This window comes from Roseateles microcysteis (genome assembly GCF_036880965.1).
Taxonomy (GTDB): Bacteria; Pseudomonadota; Gammaproteobacteria; order Burkholderiales; family Burkholderiaceae_C; genus JAUASW01.
In genome coordinates, this window is the sequence record NZ_JBAJMV010000001.1 from 450,954 (window position 1) to 469,332 (window position 18,379).

Annotated in this window: 14 protein-coding genes; 5 read left to right on the forward strand and 9 right to left on the reverse strand. The window is 64.8% G+C overall.

What is annotated here, in order from left to right:
* The first annotated feature begins 399 nt into the window (after positions 1-399).
* Entirely contained in the window at positions 400-2,316 is a 1,917-nt protein-coding gene (locus V3596_RS02080) for an Lcl domain-containing protein (protein WP_334275929.1), read from the forward strand.
* Between the two features lie 610 nt (positions 2,317-2,926).
* Here V3596_RS02080 and V3596_RS02085 read toward each other — a convergent pair.
* The 3 genes from V3596_RS02085 to V3596_RS02095 form a co-directional block, all read right to left on the reverse strand.
* Positions 2,927-3,226 carry a hypothetical protein gene (locus tag V3596_RS02085; protein WP_334275930.1) on the reverse strand — a complete coding sequence of 100 codons (300 nt, stop codon included), beginning with the start codon at positions 3,224-3,226 and terminating at the stop codon, positions 2,927-2,929.
* A gap of 347 nt (positions 3,227-3,573) precedes the next feature.
* Complete coding sequence (locus tag V3596_RS02090) at positions 3,574-4,548, reverse strand: relaxase/mobilization nuclease domain-containing protein (RefSeq protein ID WP_334275931.1); 975 nt, start codon at positions 4,546-4,548, stop codon at positions 3,574-3,576.
* Positions 4,533-5,135, reverse strand: coding sequence for a hypothetical protein (locus tag V3596_RS02095; protein WP_334275932.1), 603 nt, complete (start codon positions 5,133-5,135; stop codon positions 4,533-4,535). Before V3596_RS02095 ends, V3596_RS02090 begins: the two co-directional genes overlap by 16 nt.
* Here V3596_RS02095 and V3596_RS02100 point away from each other — a divergent pair.
* The 4 genes from V3596_RS02100 to V3596_RS02115 all read left to right on the forward strand — a co-directional run bounded on the left by V3596_RS02100 (position 5,134) and on the right by V3596_RS02115 (position 7,070).
* Positions 5,134-5,292 carry a hypothetical protein gene (locus tag V3596_RS02100; RefSeq protein ID WP_334275933.1) on the forward strand — a complete coding sequence of 53 codons (159 nt, stop codon included), beginning with the start codon at positions 5,134-5,136 and terminating at the stop codon, positions 5,290-5,292. The two genes, V3596_RS02095 and V3596_RS02100, sit on opposite strands and share 2 nt — an antisense overlap.
* 162 nt (positions 5,293-5,454) lie before the next feature.
* Positions 5,455-5,856 carry a hypothetical protein gene (locus V3596_RS02105; protein ID WP_334275934.1) on the forward strand — a complete coding sequence of 134 codons (402 nt, stop codon included), beginning with the start codon at positions 5,455-5,457 and terminating at the stop codon, positions 5,854-5,856.
* A gap of 3 nt (positions 5,857-5,859) precedes the next feature.
* Positions 5,860-6,600 (forward strand): StbB family protein, encoded by a 741-nt coding sequence (stbB, locus tag V3596_RS02110; RefSeq protein WP_334275935.1) that lies wholly within the window; start codon positions 5,860-5,862, stop codon positions 6,598-6,600.
* On the forward strand, positions 6,597-7,070 hold the full coding sequence (locus tag V3596_RS02115) for a hypothetical protein (RefSeq protein WP_334275936.1): 474 nt from the start codon (positions 6,597-6,599) through the stop codon (positions 7,068-7,070). Before stbB ends, V3596_RS02115 begins: the two co-directional genes overlap by 4 nt.
* A gap of 312 nt (positions 7,071-7,382) precedes the next feature.
* Here the strand turns inward: V3596_RS02115 and V3596_RS02120 are convergent, their stop codons facing one another.
* The 6 genes from V3596_RS02120 to V3596_RS02145 all read right to left on the reverse strand — a co-directional run bounded on the left by V3596_RS02120 (position 7,383) and on the right by V3596_RS02145 (position 18,347).
* Complete coding sequence (locus V3596_RS02120; protein ID WP_334275937.1) at positions 7,383-8,249, reverse strand: DUF932 domain-containing protein; 867 nt, start codon at positions 8,247-8,249, stop codon at positions 7,383-7,385.
* Between the two features lie 102 nt (positions 8,250-8,351).
* Positions 8,352-8,825 (reverse strand): single-stranded DNA-binding protein, encoded by a 474-nt coding sequence (locus tag V3596_RS02125; protein WP_334275938.1) that lies wholly within the window; start codon positions 8,823-8,825, stop codon positions 8,352-8,354.
* A 677-nt stretch (positions 8,826-9,502) separates the two neighbouring features.
* Entirely contained in the window at positions 9,503-11,590 is a 2,088-nt protein-coding gene (locus V3596_RS02130; protein ID WP_334275939.1) for a ParB/RepB/Spo0J family partition protein, read from the reverse strand.
* 845 nt (positions 11,591-12,435) lie between these two features.
* Positions 12,436-15,585 (reverse strand): efflux RND transporter permease subunit, encoded by a 3,150-nt coding sequence (locus V3596_RS02135; RefSeq protein ID WP_334275940.1) that lies wholly within the window; start codon positions 15,583-15,585, stop codon positions 12,436-12,438.
* The gene (locus V3596_RS02140; protein WP_334275941.1) at positions 15,582-17,093 is read right to left on the reverse strand and encodes an efflux RND transporter periplasmic adaptor subunit; all 1,512 of its coding nucleotides are present in this window, start codon (positions 17,091-17,093) and stop codon (positions 15,582-15,584) included. The genes V3596_RS02135 and V3596_RS02140 overlap by 4 nt, the downstream gene beginning before the upstream one ends.
* A 3-nt stretch (positions 17,094-17,096) precedes the next feature.
* Positions 17,097-18,347, reverse strand: a complete 1,251-nt coding sequence (locus V3596_RS02145) for a TolC family protein (protein WP_334275942.1) — start codon at positions 18,345-18,347, stop codon at positions 17,097-17,099.
* Positions 18,348-18,379: the final 32 nt, after the last annotated feature.

An 18,379-nucleotide genomic window follows, 5' to 3' on the forward strand; every position in this document is an offset into this window, starting at 1 on the left:
AGACCGTACGGCCTCACAGCCTCGGGACCCTATCCCGCAAGCGAGACGTCGAGCAGTTCGGCCAGGCACACGCTCTCGACAGGGCTTCGCATCCATTTCAACATCCCAACTTCTCTAGCGCCTGTTCGACGATTACCCGGAGCACTGACCGAACTGCGGCTGCGCGCGAAGATCATCGCTACGTTGCCGAAGCAGCAGATGACCGAAAAGATCCTCACGAACCCAATTCTGCAAACCACTCCGACTTGTTTTGCATCACCGCCAAGCCCAGCCTTTGACTGTCCACGCTGTCGGATGTGTTTACTACGATCCAAGCGCCTGTACTGCTCTGGAAAACTCTCTGGCAGTCCGGGCCAGATGGCTCGCTATCATGTTTCGCGTCAAGGGGGTAAGCGAAGCATGAGTGGACGTGGCGTTGTGACAGCGGCCCTATGCCGGGTCTGGGCCGGGTTGCTGGTCCTGGGACTGGCCTGCAGTGCTGGAGTCGGGGCCCAGACCCAATACAGTCCGAAACAGCAGACTGGGCCCTTCGTCCCCGTCAAAGACGGCGCTCTGATCTGGGATGCCTCGACTGGGCTAGTTTGGATGCGTTGTGCAGTGGGCCAGACATGGGACGGGTCGGCCTGTGTCCGTGAATCCAGTAGCTTCAACCTGTTCAGTCTTCAGCAGGCGCGCAGCCTGCCCGATCGGTTCAATGCTGGCGGCTGGCAGGGTCATGCCGACTGGAGGCTGCCGACAATTGGCGACCTGGAAAGCTTGGTGCAATGCCGCGACGATACAAAGCGAATACTTAGGGGCGATGGCTTCATCTGCTACTCGCATGACAAGCCGACAATCGATGTAACTTACTTCCCCAACATCCTCAAGGAGGGGAATGCAAGCCTGTTCAGAACGTCGTCCAGTTTAGTCATCGACTTCGCCGATGGTGGCAAGATGAATGCCTACGCTGCTGATCACAGGCCCTACTTCGTGCGCTTAGTGCGGAGCAAGTTGATGGTGGACGACGCCGCCGTTTCAGAAATCATCCCGGACTGGATCAAGTATCAGCAAGAGGTCGGCACTGGCCATTATTTAGTGCAGTGGGTATCGAAGATCGACAAGCAGGCGAGCAAGCGCGCGGACGTCGATAATCATCTGATCCTGAAGTTGGTCACGGCCCGATACGCCGCGCTGGAAGCCCAGGAGTTGGCGAGTGCCTTGTCGTCCGCCCTCTTGCCACTGGCTCCCGTTTTTTCTTCCCCGACCGTGGCACCCAAGGGCGAATTCGAGACCACGGCCCAGTACGAAGCCCGTCGGGCCGCCAGCCTGAAAGCCGCCGAAGACAGCTTTTCAGCCAACACCCAGCGCTACCAGACCGCCCAGGCCCAGCGCACTCAAGCCGAAGCCCGAGTAAAGGCCCGGCTCGCTGAGCCCTCGACCCGGCAACTTTTGATGGCCAAGGCCTGGCAGCAGGCGTTGCCGGACTACCTGGGCAGCCCAGTCCTGACCCAGATTCGCTACGACGCTGATCGTCAGGTCTTCAATGCCGTGCTGACCAGCAGCAAGACATCCTGGCAGCAGGAAGTGACCGTGCCGGCGCCTCTCAACCAGGCGCAGGCACTGAAGATGGACTTGGAGAGCGGGAAGATCGCACCGATCGTGACCTTCGCCGTACCGCAGTTGAAGGCGGAGTGGAGTCTGGTCGAGAACGCTGCGCTGCGAGCGAGTCGATTCGCGAGTGCCAGGGCTTCGATTCCGGAGCTGGACGCCTTCATCGCCGAGTATCCAAACAGTCCGGAGGCGCCGCTAGCCCGTGCGCGAATTCTTGAGTTGTCGAGAAACTCCATCCAAAGCCTGGAGCGATTCGTTGCCAACTACCCCAACAGTCCGGACGTCCCCGCAGCCCGCAAGCGCCTGTTCGACCTGGTCACGAGCAGCCAGGAACTAGTTGATCGGATCCAGAAGCACGCTACGTGGCCTGAGGTCGTGGCGGCCCGAGCCAAGTTGGCTGCAGTACAGAAGACCGAATTCGACAAAGCGCGCAGCTCCGACAGTGCCGCGGCGTGGCAGTCATTCATCGACAAGCTGGCCGGTCCCGACACACAGAAGCTGATCGCCGAGGCTCAAAAGCGACTGGCCGTCGCCCGTTCTCGGGAGTCGGCCGAAGAGCGCGAACGCGTGGCGCAGTGGGAACGCGACCGGCCACGTCGTGAAGCGCGGCAACTGTGCGAGGCGCAGAAGGCGACCTGCTTGGCCAGCTGTCCTATGGACCGGGTCCTAACAACGCTGCTGGACTCGACCTGTAAGAACCGGTGCGAATCGGTCTCTTGCTACTGACGACCAGCCTGCCGCAGTGCCACCAGCGACGCCTACACGATGTTGGCCGCGTCGACCGCGGAGTTGGCGCCAAAACGTGCCTGAGGCCGTTGGAGCTTGGCGCCGAACCGCGTCGAGGCAGCCACTTTCGCGGCGCCTCCACGCCGGACCCGAATGACGATGCTGCAAGCCATAGTGACCTAGGCCATCCGCCCCGCGCCGACAATGCCGCGCTGCAGACTGCAGCCCAAAACACTGATTGGCCTCGATGCAGCGCATGCGTCGGCAGCGCTTTTCCAGCGTGCCGGTAACCAGTCGCTCCCGACGGTCCGTTTCTGGCCGGCAGCGTGAGTCCGCAGCCACACCGGGAAGCTGTCGTTTGAGGTCGAATCGGTCGAGGGCGAGTCGCCGACGTGCAGGTGTGAAGCTCAGCAGCCCACTCAGCAGGCCAGACCGCTTTCGCTCAGGCAACGGGGCTCATCGAACCATCCGAACTCGCGGACATGACACTTGCCCCAGTGCGGCAGCCTCGATGTACCGCAGGAGGAGTTCATCGGACGACCAGGAGCCACCTCGGGCGACAAAGCGACTCGGCGCATCGACGACAGCCCCATCGCATCCGCCGTTCGGGTTAGCCGGGGACCGGCGGGCGGTCGCGCAGGTCCCAGAAGCTGCCCTGCCAGTTCGAAATGCGCCCCTCGGTGTGGCACATCGGGCAACGCCACACTATGGCGTCGTCGTTGGCCCGGACTGCTTCGATCGCACGCTTCTTGCACTTGAAGCATCTCGGCGCCGGCGAGACCATCGGCCTCACGTCTGAGGCATACGCGACCACGTCAACATTGAATTGCGCAATGGCGCGCGCTGGACCTTTGACAGGGCCGATCACGCCAGTCTTGTCAAGAAAGTGTGTGAGGTCGGTGACGTACATTGGGTGTTGGTCAGGTGTAGTACTCGGCGTCTGCGTTTGGCGTCAATCGTGTTTGCGCACGAGCCCAACAACTCCAGCATATATGACCGGCACTCGAGATGTTCGGTGCTTCCAGGTGCTCCTCTGCGGCAGCGAAGCGCTTACCCATTGTCAGTCCACCAACTGCCAGCCGTGAACCAACAGGTAGGCTTGGATGAGAGCACGCGCTGCGGGTCCGCGCGATGAAATCAGACAACCCCACAGTCGCAGCGCCCCAGCTTGAAGCTTCGCGCTGCACCGTCCTCAGCATCCCTGGATGCCTCGACGATCTAGGTGTCGCTGATGTCAACTCAGACACCCTCGCTCCATCAGCGAGAACGTTCCTTCTCCCACGCTCGATCGACCTGAAGTCCGCCAGCCCCTTGCTGCAGTTCAACCCGCCCAGGTGCTGCGAACGCCTCTTGGACAAACCTCGCCACGGCGCTCGCCAGACGGAGATCAGCTGGATCTGCAGATGACGCCAGGGCTCGCCCAAGGCGTTTCCAAGCCTCGATTGCTTGTGCCCTCGAGGCCTGCGCCCCCACCCCGGTCCTGGCGCTCGGCTGCTCGAAGCGAAGGCGTCCTTCCTCACGGGCCTTCCTCCGCCACAGTGCGTCGTAGTTGCGATTCCTACCGCGCGCAAACTGTCGGGTCGCCTCTGCGTCGACGCCCTGCTCTCGCAGCCTCTGTGCAAACGTCTCACGCCATCGCTGAAGGTCAGCCTTCCTCGGATTGAGCCGCTTCCCATCCCGTGCTTCAGCCCGAACGCTGATGTGCACATGCGGGTTCGCCTGGTGGTCGTGCAGCACCATCACGTACTTGTGGTCGGCAAGCTCGGCCTGCGCAAACGCTCGAGCAGCACGCTGGACCACCAGTGCATCCGTGCCGCGCGGCATCGACAGCATGATGTTGAGTGCCTCGCGCCGCGAGCCAGCATCGGCGTCCTCAGGTATCAGGCTCCCCCCGAAGCGCCAGTCTTCAGCAAGATCGCACACGGCATGCCGCCCTTGAAGAGCCTCGCCACGGTCATCTTCGATCTCAAGTCGGCCGTTCTTGCTGATGTAGCGGAAGTGAGCCGTGATCGCGCCCATACCTCGCCCACCGCCAGTCACCTTCACCATGACCTGCGGTGCCTGACGAACCACCGTGGCGGCGATGCGATCACGAATGGTTGCCGCGCACTGCCGCACTCCCGCAGCGCTCAGCTTCGGCGTCGGACTGGGTCTGACCATCCGATTGCCCGGATAGAAGAGCCGATCCCCCCAGGTGATCAGAACGCCGTCGATGTTCACGCCTTGTGCCATGGCTCGCTCCGCGGTTGTGACGCCTGCGACTTCGGGGAGCGTGCTCGGCCGAAGATGTTCAGTTTGGCCAGGCCGGTTGCGGCGACCGTCAAGTGGCGGCCCACATCGCCCGCAAGGGTGTCGAGCATGGCTCGATATCCCTGCGCCTGCTGGACATTGCCGACGCGCAGCAGCGCCACAAGCCGGTGAACGTTCCGATTCAAGGTTGAAAGCTCCGCGCAGGACGACACCAGCGCTGCGATGAGCTCACGGCGCACCCCACCCTCATTGAGTACGGGCACGCCGTCTGCCAACCCCACCAGATACGCGCCGCGCGACAAGCCGGCGGCCTTGGCACCGGCGTCGATGCGCCGCGACTCTTCGCACCTGACCCTCACGGAGAGCTTGACCCATGCCGCTTGATCGCTCGGAGCGTCGGCGCCCACCAGTGGCGGAACGACTTCAGGGTAGGCACGCCCAAGCACAGCCGCGACGGCGTCTCGGACCACAACGGACACGGTCACCCGTTTTGCCTTCGCATGCGCCACCAGCAGGGCTTTCAAGCCGCGCATGTCGACAGTGACGAAGTCGTGTGTTGAAGAGTCCATGAGCCGATCAAAGAAGGCCGGCGAAGCGTTTGTGAAATCAGCGGCACGCCGCCTATCTCTGCACTCACCCATGATCCAAGTATTGGCTCAAATCCACGCAGATCCGGCGATGGATTTGAGTTCAATTTCAGCATCGCCGGCGGCCAAAACAGGCTGAAGATCTGCCGATGAAGCCCGGCAGAAGAGCCTCTTCCGACCGAACTGAAATGAGAGCAGAACGAGACTGAAAATCCTGAAAATAACTGAAAAACATCCGACCAGAAGCCGATCAACGACGACCCATACCCGACCAAATCCCTGGCTTTGACCACCCGTCACCATGACGCATCTGATCCCCGCCACCTCACCCGGCCGCGTCACACGCAAGGCGCGCAAATATGCAGCTGATATCGCGCGCTTGCGGCTGCTGGGCTACACGCTGGACGCGATTCGACAGGCCCTCGCCGACGCGGGGGTACAGGTGAGCATCTGCACGGTATGGCGAGAGGCGAAGCGTGTTGACGCGCGGGCGGTGGCCGCGCCGCAGGCAGTGCGCCTTCCATCCCAAAGTTACCTTGCCGGCCAACAAACGCTTGCATCTGCGACCGTTCGCCCTCCGCCACAAGCCGCATCGCCGGTCGATGCAGCCCCACCCGCCCTTGCCCAGTGTTCAGGCAAGGATCTCGCGGAGGCCTTTGTGAACATGCAAATCACCAATCCGTTCTTTCGTCGAAAGGGGTAGATGATGAAAATCGCGGTCATCAATTTCTCTGGGAACGTCGGTAAGTCCACCATCGCGCGTCATCTGCTGCTGCCGCGAATTCCTGGCGCTGAGCTGCTGTCTGTCGAAAGCCTGAACGCGGGCAACGAGGACGCTCAGGTGATTCGGGGCCGGCAGTTCGGCGAGCTGCAGGAGTACTTGCAAACGATCGACAACGCCGTCGTCGACATCGGCGCCAGCAACGTCGAGGACCTGCTGGCCTTGATGCACCGCTACCGCGGCAGCCACGAGGACTTCGATGCCTTCGTCATTCCGACCGTGGCGCCAATCAAGCAGCAGCAGGACACCATCGCCACACTAGTTGACCTTGCAGGACTTGGCGTGCCGGCAAGGCGGATGAAGATCGTGTTCAACATGATCGAACACGGCGATGAGGTGGAGGCGGTCTTCTTCCCACTCTTGGCATTTCTGCGGGAACATCAGATCGCACCTATGAGTCTGGATTGCAGGCTGCCATTCAATGAGATCTATAGGCAGTCACCAGGACAGAAGGTCGATATCTTCAAGCTGGCCGAGGACAACACCGACTACAAGGCCTTGATCGTGAAAGCCACGGACTCCATCGACAAGCTCCAGTTGGCGCGCAAACTGGCCGCACGAAGATTGGCGATTGGCGCGATCCCTCTGCTGGACGCATGCTTTGCAGCCCTCGGTCTGGCGGAACTTGTCGAACCGGGTGACGAACTTGCAGTGAACGCCTCATGAAAGATCCTGGCATGGCTCGCGAAGCCCTGATCGTCGAGGTGCTCGGCGATATGGCGGCATTGCTAGACCGTATCGAGAAGCTTGGGCCGGCCTTGGCTTCGACCGCAGGTGCAATCACTCTGGCAAGCACAAAGCTCGAAGCTCAAGCGGCCTCGATGGAGGCCCGCATGACCACGCTCGCCGCGCTTACCCAGGAGCAGGTCGTCAAACACATAGCACGCCGAACGACTGAACTTGTGCGCAGCGCGGCCGAAGCCGAATCCCGGTCGATGGCGGCCTTCGCGCGCGCATTGCTCCACGCGGAGCTGAACCCAGCACTGCGAAGCCTCATTCAGTCGGCCCAAGCCTGCGCTGCGAACAACGGCAACCGCGCCGGCAGTGGCCGCACGCTGTGGTGGGCTTGTGCCGCCACAGCGGCAGGATCGTCGATCCTGACCTGGGCGCTGGCAACCCTTGCACTGACCCGGTAGTCAGTGCGGCATGCAGCGGATGAAGACACCCTCAAGTTGAGGAAGCACGGCGCAGACGACACACGAGTCGGGTGCGAAGGCAACACCGGCTCGGTGGCGGCGCGAGCACGGCGGGCAGGCGTTCAGCCGCCGCCGCGCCCGCGCGGCGCCTGGGCCGGCGTACGTTTCGCTCGCCAGCTCAGCAATGTGCCCCCAACGTCTCCGCGTCTCCCAGTCTCTGGTTCTGTGGATGGGCGGACAGGCTTGATGCCAGGCCATCAGGACCCAGCGACACGCTGGATCCGGAGCCGAATCCAGCGTGCCGCAGCTGCATCAAGCCTTCAGCTTGCGCATTTCCTCGGCCAGCATCCACAAGCCGCGATTGAGGCTGACGCCGCGATCAATGCTCCCGACCGGCCGGGTCTGGATGCGCTTGCCCTGCGCATTGCGCCCAGTCTGCCCGCCTCGCATGACGTTCTCCTGCACCCGCTGGAACGTCGTCCACAGGCTGCGGCCAGTATCCTCGGCACGGCGTGGCTGGGTCAGTTGCTCGGCCGTCACCGGCGCCTGCAGTTGCTCACCCGTCGTTTCGCTCAGCCGCTCGCCGAAGCGCAGTGCCAGTGCGGCCTGAGCAAACGCAAGCTCTTCGCGCTGCCCGAGCTGCAATGACTTCATCGCATCGCTGTGTTCCTCGACTTCCTCGAACTCGTCCAGCACCCGGAAAGCGCCCTCGATGACCTCGCCCTGGATGTTGCCCTTGTGCGGGATGCGGATGTCCTCGACCACGTCGCCAACGACAAGACCGTTACAGCAGACGAAGCGGAACATACCCGCCAGCATCTGGTAGGAGCTGGCACCGTCGTGGCTGTTGATGAGAATGATCTCGTTGGCCTCGGGCTTGGTCTGGACTTGGCCCGCATGGCGCATGCGGATCAGGTGTTTCGTGAACTCGGCCTTGCCTTCGATGCGGCTGGAGCCCTGCGCAACCATGAAAGGCTCGAAGCCCTCCTTGCGCAGGCCGCGCAGCACCTCGATGGTTGGGATATAGGTGTAGCGCTCTGAGCGGCTCACGTGCTTTCCTTGCGCAAAGATCGACGGGGCGGCAGCGCGCATCTGATCTTCACACAGCGGCTGATCGCCGCGCAGGACGCGGGCACCGCGCGAGAAACGGGTGGCCAGGGTTGGGGTGGTGGCGTACATGATGGATTCCTTCAAACGTTGAGGTCGGTTGGGATGCGTGTCGATGGACTGAGAAGAGAAGGCAAAAGGACGCGCACCGTTGCCGATGCCCGCCCTGTTCGCTCAGGCCTCGGACTTTGCGGGCTCGCGGGCCGGGCGACGCGTGCCACTGCCGGTCTTGCGGGTGCTGCCCTCGGATGCAGGGCGTTCAGAGTGGCGGTCTTCGGAGGGGCGTTCCGCCGTACGACGGGCATCGGACTCGGCGCGGCTGTCCAGATAGTCCAGCTCCTCGATGGTGAAGGCCCAGCCATAGACCGTGGCGCCGTCCTTCTCGTAGTTGTTGTTCTGCAGCCGGCCGACGATGTTCACGTGCGAACCCCGCTGCAGATACTCTGCGGCGTTCTCGGCCTGGGTGCCCCACAGCGTCCATTGGATGGCGGTCGCCTTCTGCTCGCGCGCATCGCCGGAGCCGCGCACGGTGTTGCTGATGGCGGTCACCGTGCCCTTGGCGATCTTGCCTTCCCGACCGGGGACGAACTCGATGCGAACCGGGCCCGCCAGATGGGCGTTGCGCTGGATGATTTGAACGTTGGCCATGATGATCTCCTTGCATGAGAGCCCAGCCGGGCTTCGTGCTGAAGGCCCTGCAAACTGATCCTCTCGCTTGGACTCCTCGCTCCCGCCCACGGGCGGGCGGGGGGTGGGCATGGCCCCTTCCCTCACGGGAAGGGGTGGGGGATGGGTGGGGTTCTTCCGCTGCCGAAGCAGCGAGCCGGTTTCCCGGCCCACCGTATTGAGATCCCCCCACAAGTCCCCCTCACCTGCGGATGGGGGCGCCGTGGGGGGAGCGCGGTGGGGCGACCGGCGCACAGGCAGCCCCACACGGGCGACGCAGCAACGCGGCCGATGTGCCAGCTCGCCTGGCGCAGCGGTTGCCGCGAAGTCGCCTTCAGCGACTTGAGCAGCGGCGGCCCTGCGGCCGGCGTGACACCAAGGGAGCCGCAGGCGAGCGACTGGCGCGACGGTCGAGCCGCTGCGAGCACTTCACAGCGGCCCGGCTCCGGGCATGGCGGGTGACCGGGGTGGCGATCTGGCCGGCAAGGCGCGCAGCGCAGCTCATCAGGGCCGGCCTGTTCGCCAAGCGGGCCCGTCGCGCGCAGCGCGAGGGAATAGGCCCGCGGACACGGGCACGGGAAAGGGCCGCTGCACCTTAGGCTCCGCAGGAGACGAAAACAACGTGCTGCCGGGGCGGGTCCGTCCCCGCCCCGGCGTACTCAGGCTTGCAGCCGAAGCGCAGCCGGCAGCCAGCGCTTGCCCGACAGCAAGGCTTCGGCCTTGCTGACCGCCTCGCCCTTCTTGAGCTTTGCCAGCGTCGCAGCGGCTGCCCCCTCGCCGGCTTCCGTCAGCGCCTCGGCGATCAGCGACTTCGGCACGCGGCCGAGATAGCTCTCGCCGCTCACCACCCACCAATCAGCCATGTCCAGCTCGACCGCCGCAGCGAGCGTCTGTGCCGGCTTTGCCTGCGGCGAGCCGTGCAATGCACTGGCGGTGAGTGCCGCGCACAGCGTCAGCAGCTCGACCAGTTCGCCCACCGGCTGCTCCAGCAGGTAGGACAGCAGCCCCGAGGGCTCGGACGGCACCTTGTTGCGCCATGCCTGCACCAGCTCGGTCAACTGCTGATGCGCCAGGTCATTCACCAACGTCGGCTCGATCTGCGCCAGCGACCAATTGCAGCTCTGCACGCTGACGCCGAGCGCTGTCGGGGACTCGTAGCGTGAAGCAGCGCCGTCGTAGAGCAAGGGGGTCGCCATCGCGTGCGCCAGCGCAGCCAGCGCCACACCGGGCTTGCGCACCAGCGCGACCTGCAACGCCTCCGTCTTGTGGGCCGTCAACTGCCTGCGCAGCATTTCGGAGAGGCCGCAGCCCTTGGCAGTTTCGCTGTCCTCTGCGTGCTCACCGGCCCGTGAGCCGGCATGGACGTCGACCGGCCCGCCCACCGCCCGCGCGGCAGCATCGCGTGCCTTGCGATGGTCCTCCTGGCGGATCAGATGGCGGGTCAGCACCGGTTCACCCGCATGGCTCAGCGACAGCAACGCGCCAGCCATCGCAGCGACCTCGGGGGCGCAACAGGCCAGCGACGACTCGATGTCGTTGATCCGGGCCTGCAAAGCCTCGGACTGCGCTTCCAATGCCTCGATCTGCGCCCCTTCCTCACTTTGGTCGCTTTGGTCTTCTGCATCGTCGTCCTTGTCGTACAAGGCTTCGACCTGCTGATCAATCTCGTCCTGAGCGCGCTGCAGCTCATCGAGCGCGTGGGCCTGCTCGGCGGAAGGCTCGCGCCGGCTCGTCGGCGCCTTCTGGTATCGCTGCCGAACCGTGTGGTCATAGTCGAAAGCCACATCAACCCAGGGCCAGCCGTCCTTCTCGCACAGTTCGGCCGCTTGGGTCTTCAGCTTGTCCAGCGCCATGCGCTGCATCAGCTCGGGGTCGCCAATATGGGCTGCGCTGCCCTCCTCGTCGGCGAACAGATCGCGGACCACATGTCCACCGGCCGCCTCGTAGGCCTGGATGCCGACAAAGCGCACCAGATGGCCACGCACGCCCTCGCCCAAGATCACCTGCCGCAGCGCGGCGGGACTGCGGTTGAAGACCGGCAGGCATTCCCAGACGCTCTCCTGTTTCTCATGGGTGTCTGCCAGCGACAGCGCCATCAATTGATCCATGGTCACGTCGCCCGCACGGAACAGTGCAAACAGCTTGGGAGTCACGGTGGCGAGCTTCAAGCGCCGCTTGACGGTCAGCGGCGTGAGTCCGAAGCACAGGGCAATGTCATCGATACCGGCGCCGGCGGTCACCATGTCCGCGAAGGCCTGCACCGTGTCAGCAATGCTCATCGGCTTCTGGCCCTGGTTCTCGGCCATGCTGACCGCGATGGCCCGGTCGGCCGGCACCACGGCGCACAGCACTTGCTCATCCAGGGTGATGTGCCCGCGCTTGACCAGGAGGTGCAAGGCCCGCAGCCGCCGCCCGCCCGCGATCACCCCATGCGTGTAGATACGGTGTTTGTCCTTGCCCTTGCCCCGCCGGGCACTGTCGTACGCCAGCACGGTCAGGTTTTGCAGCAGGCCCTGGGCGGCAATCAAGTCGGCCAGTTCCTCGATCTCCGCCTCGGTCGGCGAATCCTTTCGCACATTGCGCTCATCGATGCGCAGGCCGCGCAGCGGCAGATAGGCCAATACGGCCTCCTGCTCCCCCGCCCGCAGGGCAATGCCTGCTCGCCGGTGAGTCTCGGGAGGTGCGGAGGGAACGTCCGCCTCCAGGCTGTTGCTGCTGCGGTTCGTTGGGGTTGCTGTCTTGCTCATGGCACGCCTTTCTGCGTTGGTGGTGGGGAAATCTGCTCACTGGAGCCGTCTCGAACGGGTCTTGAGCGCAGAGGCGTGCCAAAGGCAATGGCGGGCCCGCAGGCCGCAGCCCGCAGTGCGGCGAAGCCAAACGAAGGGACCGGGTGAGGAGCTCGGGCGCAGCCGCACGGTTGCCGCCGGCACGCCGCTGCGCTACCGGTCGGGACAAGGACGGCTCCGGAGCAGATCGACAGAACTCCGCCACCGCGAAGGCGAGCAAGGACAGCGCTCAAACCCCCGGCGAAGCGCAGCACGCCGCCGCCTCAGCGACGGCACCTCCACCGCGCAGCGGTGCTGATCCATTCAGAACAAGATCGGGCGCCCGTAACCGGACAACATCTGCCTATCCGCACCCGCTGGGACGGCTTAGGGCATGTCCTTGGAAGGCTAGAAAATGCCTTGCTACCCAATACGCGCAGCGCTTTGAGCTGGGCCTGCAGCGCGACCACGCAAGCGAACGCCAGCGTTGATCGGGCTGCCAATTTGAACTACTGGTCCACTCATGCAACTCTTCCATCCAGAACTCAACACGGCGTCAACTGCACAGCCTGCATTGCTTCCATGAACGGCGCGGCACCGCCATGCGCAGCTATGCAGCGGCGGGATGACTGCCCTGGCCTCGCGACCACGGAACAGTAGAAAGGGGCGTTGCGGCGTGAGGGCGTCGTGAAGAACGCGTGAAGACGAGGCGAATATCGCCCCTTCAATGGCTCTCGATCAGGCTCGCCCCTGAGTCGCCGAGATTCGCCACTACCGTCCGGTCCGAAGCGATTGACAAACCCGCGCCTCGGGCATCGGCTTTGCTGTCAACCCGCCAAAGGACTGATCCTGACCCGGTGCTTTGCACCACGCCTCAACAAGAACACCGCCGGAATCAGGAACAAGGACAACAACGGCGCGCTGACCATGCCGCCGAGCATCGGCGCCGCAATCCGGCTCATCACTTCGATGCCCGTGCCACTCCCCCAGACGATGGGCACCAGGCCGGCGAGGATGACGGCCACCGTCATGGCCTTGGGGCGCACGCGCAGGACCGCACCGTCGCGTATGGCCTCCAGCAGCAGCTCGCGCGTCATAGGCCGGCCGGCCGCTAGCCGCGCCTCGAGCGCGTGGCGCAGGTAGATCAGCATCACGACGCCGAACTCGGCCGAGACACCGGCCAGGGCAATGAAGCCCACGCCGGTGGCGATCGACAGGTTCATCCCCATCGCGTAGAGGAACCAGATGCCTCCGGTCAGCGCGAAGGGCAAGGTCGCCATGATGAGGACAGCCTCGTCCAGGCGCTGGAAGGTCAGGTAGAGCAGCACGAAAATGATGAGCAAGGTGGCCGGTACGACCACTTTCAGCCGGGCATTGGCGCGCTCGAGATACTCGAACTGACCGGAGTACGCAACGCTGACGCCGGGTTCCAGCCGCACCGACTGCGCCACGGCAGCGCGCAGATCCTTGGCCACCGCGGCGAGGTCGCGGCCGCGCACGTCGACATAGACCCATCCCGAGGGCCGTGCGTTCTCGCTCTTGAGCATTGGCGGCCCGTCCGTCAGATTGACCTGCGCCACCGTGCCGAGCGTGATCTGTTGCCCCATCGGCGTCAGGATGGGCAGCGTGGCAAGGCGTTCCGGCGAGTCGCGCCATTCGCGCGGGTAGCGCAGATTGATCGGGTACCTGGCCAGACCCTCGACCGTCTCGCCGATGTTCTCGCCACCGACGGCGCCCGACACGATGGCCTGCACATCGGCCACGCTGAGGCCGTAGCGCCCTGCTGCGGCGCGGTCGATGCGCACGTCGATGTAGCGGCCACCGGTCAAGCGCTCGGCCAGGGCGGAAGACACGCCCGGCACGGTCTTGGAGACCTGCTCGATGGCAGTGGCGATGCGGTCGATGGCAGCCAGGTCGGTGCCGGAGACTTTGACCCCGATCGGACTCTTGATGCCGGTGGCCAGCATGTCGACCCGGTTGCGTATCGGCGGAATCCAGATGTTGGCCAGCCCCGGGATGCGCACCGCCCGGTCCAGTTCCTCGACCAGTTTCTCAGGCGTCATTCCGGGGCGCCACTGCGCGCGGGCCTTCAGCTTGATCGTGGTCTCGAACATCTCAAGCGGTGCGGGATCCGTGGCCGTCTCCGCGCGGCCGGCCTTGCCGAACACGCGCTCCACTTCGGGCACCGTGCGAATCATCCGGTTGCTGATCTGCAGCAGCTCGGACGCTCGCTGAGCCGACAGTCCCGGCAGCGCCGAGGGCATGTACAGCAGGTCGCCTTCGTCGATGCTGGGCAGGAACTCGCCGCCCAGATGCATCAGGGGCCATGCCGTTGTCAGGAGAACGGCCGCGGCCAGTGCCAGCGTTGCCTTGGGCCATCGAAGCACCCATTCGAGCGCCGGGCGATAGACGGCAATGAGTGCTCTCGTGATCGGGTTCTTCTGTTCGTCAGGGATGCGGCCACGTATCCAGTAGCCCATCAGCACCGGAATCAGTGTGACCGAGAGTCCCGCTGCTGCTGCCATCGAATAGGTCTTGGTGAAGGCCAGCGGCCCGAAAAGCCGCCCTTCCTGCGCTTCCAGCGTGAAGACCGGGATGAAGGACAAGGTGATGATGAGCAGCGAGAAGAACAAGGCCGGGCCGACTTCTTCGGCGGCCTCGGTGATGACGCGCCAGCGCTCAGGCCCCACCAGCTCTTGGCCGGGGTGGGCATGCTGCCAGGCCTCCAGCTTCTTGTGGGCGTTCTCGATCATCACGACGGCGGCATCGACCATCGCGCCGATGGCGATGGCAATGCCGCCCAGCGACATCATGTTGGCGTTGATGCCTTGGTAGCGCATCACGATGAAGGCCGCCAGCACGCCCAGCGGCAGCGAGATGATGGCCACCAGGGCCGAGCGCAGGTGCCAGAGGAACACCGCGCAGACCAGGGCCACGACGATGAACTCTTCGCCGAGCTTGTAGGTCAGGTTGTCGATCGCCCGCTCGATCAGAGCGCTGCGGTCGTAGGTGGTGACGATCTCGACCCCCTTGGGCAGGCTGGCCTGCAGCTCGGTGAGCTTCTTCTTCACCGCTGCGATGGTCTCCTGCGCGTTCTTGCCCGAACGCAGGATGACCACGCCGCCGGCCACCTCGCCCTCACCGTCCAGCTCGGCGATGCCGCGGCGCATCTCCGGCCCGACCTGGACGGTGGCCACGTCGCCGAGCCGAATCGGCACGCCGCCCCGAGCGGTTAGCGTGACAGCGCGGAAGTCATCCAGAGTCTTCAGATAGCCGCTTGCTCGCACCATGTACTCGGCACCGGCCAGCTCCAGCACGGAGCCGCCGGCCTCCTGGTTGCCCGCGACCAGCGCCTCGCGTACCTGGGCCTGTGTGATGCCGAAAGCGGCCAGCTTCGTCGGATCGAGGACGACCTGGTACTGCTTGACCATGCCGCCAATGCTGGCCACTTCGGCCACATTCGGCAGGCTCTTCAGCTCGAATTTCAGGAACCAGTCCTGCAGCGAGCGCAACTGGGCCAGGTCGGTCTTGCCCGTACGATCAACCAGTGCGTACTGGAAGATCCAGCCGACCCCGGTGGCGTCAGGCCCGAGCGCGGACCTGGCCGTGGCCGGCAGCCGCCCCTGCACCTGGTTCAGGTACTCCAGCACGCGGGAGCGGGCCCAGTACAGGTCCGTGCCGTCCTCGAAGAGCACGTAGACGAAGGAGTCGCCGAAGAACGAGAAACCGCGCACCGTCTTGGCCCCGGGCACGGACAGCATCGTCGTCGTCAGCGGATAGGTGACCTGGTTCTCGACGATCTGCGGCGCCTGGCCGGGATAGCTGGTGCGGATGATGACCTGCACGTCGGAGAGGTCGGGCAAGGCGTCGATCGGCGTGCTGCGCACGGCCCAGATGCCCCAGGCCAGCAACATGGCCGTGGCCAGCAGCACGAGGAATCGGTTGCCCACCGACCAGCGGATCAGGCGCGCGATCATGGCTTTCCTCCTGACGCGGCTGTGCCGACTGCGACCCGTTGGATGGAAACGATCACATAGTCACCATCTCGCTTGGAGAAGCCGAACTGCACGAGTTGACCGGTCTTCAACCCGGCTGCCAAGGTCGGCTTGTCGAGTTTGAATCCCATCGTCATGGCCGGCCAGCGTAGTGCAGCAATTGGCTCGTGCGAGAGCATCAATTGCTGGTCGCCAATTTCGGTGATGGATCCCCTTGCGCTATAGACCTCGACCGGACCTTGATGCTGCGCTGCGCTCGATGCGCCCGGAGCTTCAGGCAGAACTGCCGCGGCTGCCGGCGTCACGCCTCGCATGCTGGCTTCCGAATCGATCAGGAACTGCGCCGATGCAACGACTTCCTGCCCGACATCAAGCCCGCTGCGAAGCACTAGCCAGTCGTCGATTTCGCGCTCCACCTGAACCTCGACAGGCCGGAATCGCCCGGGAGCATCGACCACATAGACCAGCGCGCGCTTGCCGGTGCGGATCACCGCCTCGCTGGGCACGACCATTTGCATGCGGCTGGCACCCAGCAGACTGGCCTGACCGGACATGCCGGCTTTCAGGCGCTGCCGGGGGTTGGGCAGTTCCAGCCTGACCTTCAGGGTGCGGGTGTCCGGGTTGGCCTCGGGCAAGACACTGACGACCCGTGCTTTCAGGATTTCGGCACCGAATGCCGCCAGACGCAGTTCGGCCGTCTGACCCACGCGGACCGATCCCGCCTGCGCCTCTGGCACGGCCACGTCGAACCAGACCGTCGACAGTCCGTTCAGTCGCGCCAGGCTCATGCCGGCCGACACCGTCATGCCTTGCCGCACCATCAGTTCAGCGATCAAACCACCCTGCGGCACAACAACGGTGTGCCGCGCCTGAACCTGGCCGCTGCGTTCCACCGCCGCGATCACATCTTCCGCCATGCCCAGCAGCGTCAGCCGCTGCCGGGCAGCATCGGCCAGCGCTGCATCTCCGAGTGCCCGGACCGACAGGTACTCGCGTTGCGCCGCCACCCAGTCGGGCAGCAGCAGGTCGACCAGGGGCGCGCCGGAGGCAATCACGTCGCCGGGAGCCCGCGCATAGACTTTCTCGACAAAACCGCTGGAGCGCGCCTGCACGACGCTCACCTCGCGCTCATTGAGCTGCACGGTACCCACGGCTTCGACATGGCTGCTCAACTGGCGCTGCTCGACCTTGGCTGTGCGCACGCCCAGCGATTGGACGGCCTCGGCGCTCACGGTCACTCCAGGTGCGTCCCCTCCGGCCTCGTCGGCGTACCTGGGCTGCAACTGCATGTCCATGAAGGGCGACTTGCCGGGCTTGTCGAACTTCTGCGTCGGCACCATGGGGTCATACCAATACAGCACCTTGCGTTCGGATGGCGCGGAGCCATCGGGAGCAACATCGGGCACCGGTGTCCAGCGCGCAATCGTCCACCCCAGCCCTGCGCCGGAGGCCACCAGGATCAGCGCGACCATCACTTGTCTTGTTCTCATGGCTTACTCCTCGCTCAACGAATTCAGGCGGACTTGCAGCAGGCTGCGCTGTGTCTGCAGTTCGATCAGGCGCATGCGCTGCTCCAGCAGCTGCGAGCGCGCCGCAAGAACGGCCCCCAGGTCGGACTTGCCCGACTGGTAGCCGCTCATGCTCAGGGCCAGCCGGTCTTGCGCCAGCCGCAGCCCGTCCGACTCGATGCGAGCGATCTGACGATCGAGCGCCTGCAGGTCCGCCAGCTCTTCGTCCAGTTCCTGGCGGTGCCGGCGCTCGGCCTCCTCGCGCTCGGCGTCGATCCGTTCGGCATCGCGCAACTTGGCCGCAATCGCCGGCTGCTGGCGACGGTCCTTCTGCCAGGGCAGGTCAAAGCTGAGCTGGAACGACACCATGTCGCCCCACTGGCGTCCGCGGCGGCTGTAGGCCACTTCCCAGGCCCAGTCGCCACGAGACTCCGATTGAGCCTCGCGCAACTCCGCCCTTGCCATGGCTTGCATCGCCGGATAGGGGGCCAGTTCAGCATGCTGGTGGAGGCGTGCGCGCAAGGCCTCGGGCTGCAGGGTGGGCGCGGGTACATCACCATCCAGTGGCTCGTCACCCTGCGGCCCAACCAGGCGGCGCAAGGCCGCGCGCGCCTTGTCGGCGTCGCGCTTCAGTTCATCCGCGCGGTCGGCCAAGGTCAATGCTTCCTGCCTCGCCATCAACAGGTCGGTGGCGGACGCGCTGCCGTCGGCAATGCGCGCGGGCAGCGTCTGCTGCAAGCGCTGGTTTTCAGCCAGCAACTCGTCGAGGACGGTACGCCTGCGTTCAGCAGCCTGCACACCGATCCAGGCCGTGCCAAGCGCAAGTCGCAGTTGCAGGCGCTGCACCACCAGCATCGCCCGCTCGCGCTCGGCGCGTGCCAGGCCGACATCGACGCGAGCATCTCGCTTGGCGCGGTTGGGCACTTCCTGCATCAGGCCGATGCGCTGCATCGTCATGAAGTCGCGCGTCAGGCTCCAGCGGTCCATGCCGCCGGTTGGCAGGTTCTCGACGCCCACGGTGAGCCGGGGATCGGGCAACGCGCCTGCCGCGCCTTGGGCGGCGATGGCGCTGTCCACGGACGACTGTTGCGCGCGCAGCGCGGGGTTCTGACGCTCGGCTAGGCTCAGAGCCTCGGCATAGTTCAGGGCAAAGGCTGGGGCTGCCAGCTGGAGGCTGGTAGCCAGGAGCAGCAAGGGGCGCAGGCGGCGCGCCATGCGCAAAGCAGGAGATGACATGGCAGTCCTCGGAAGGGAAGCTGGAACGGAAG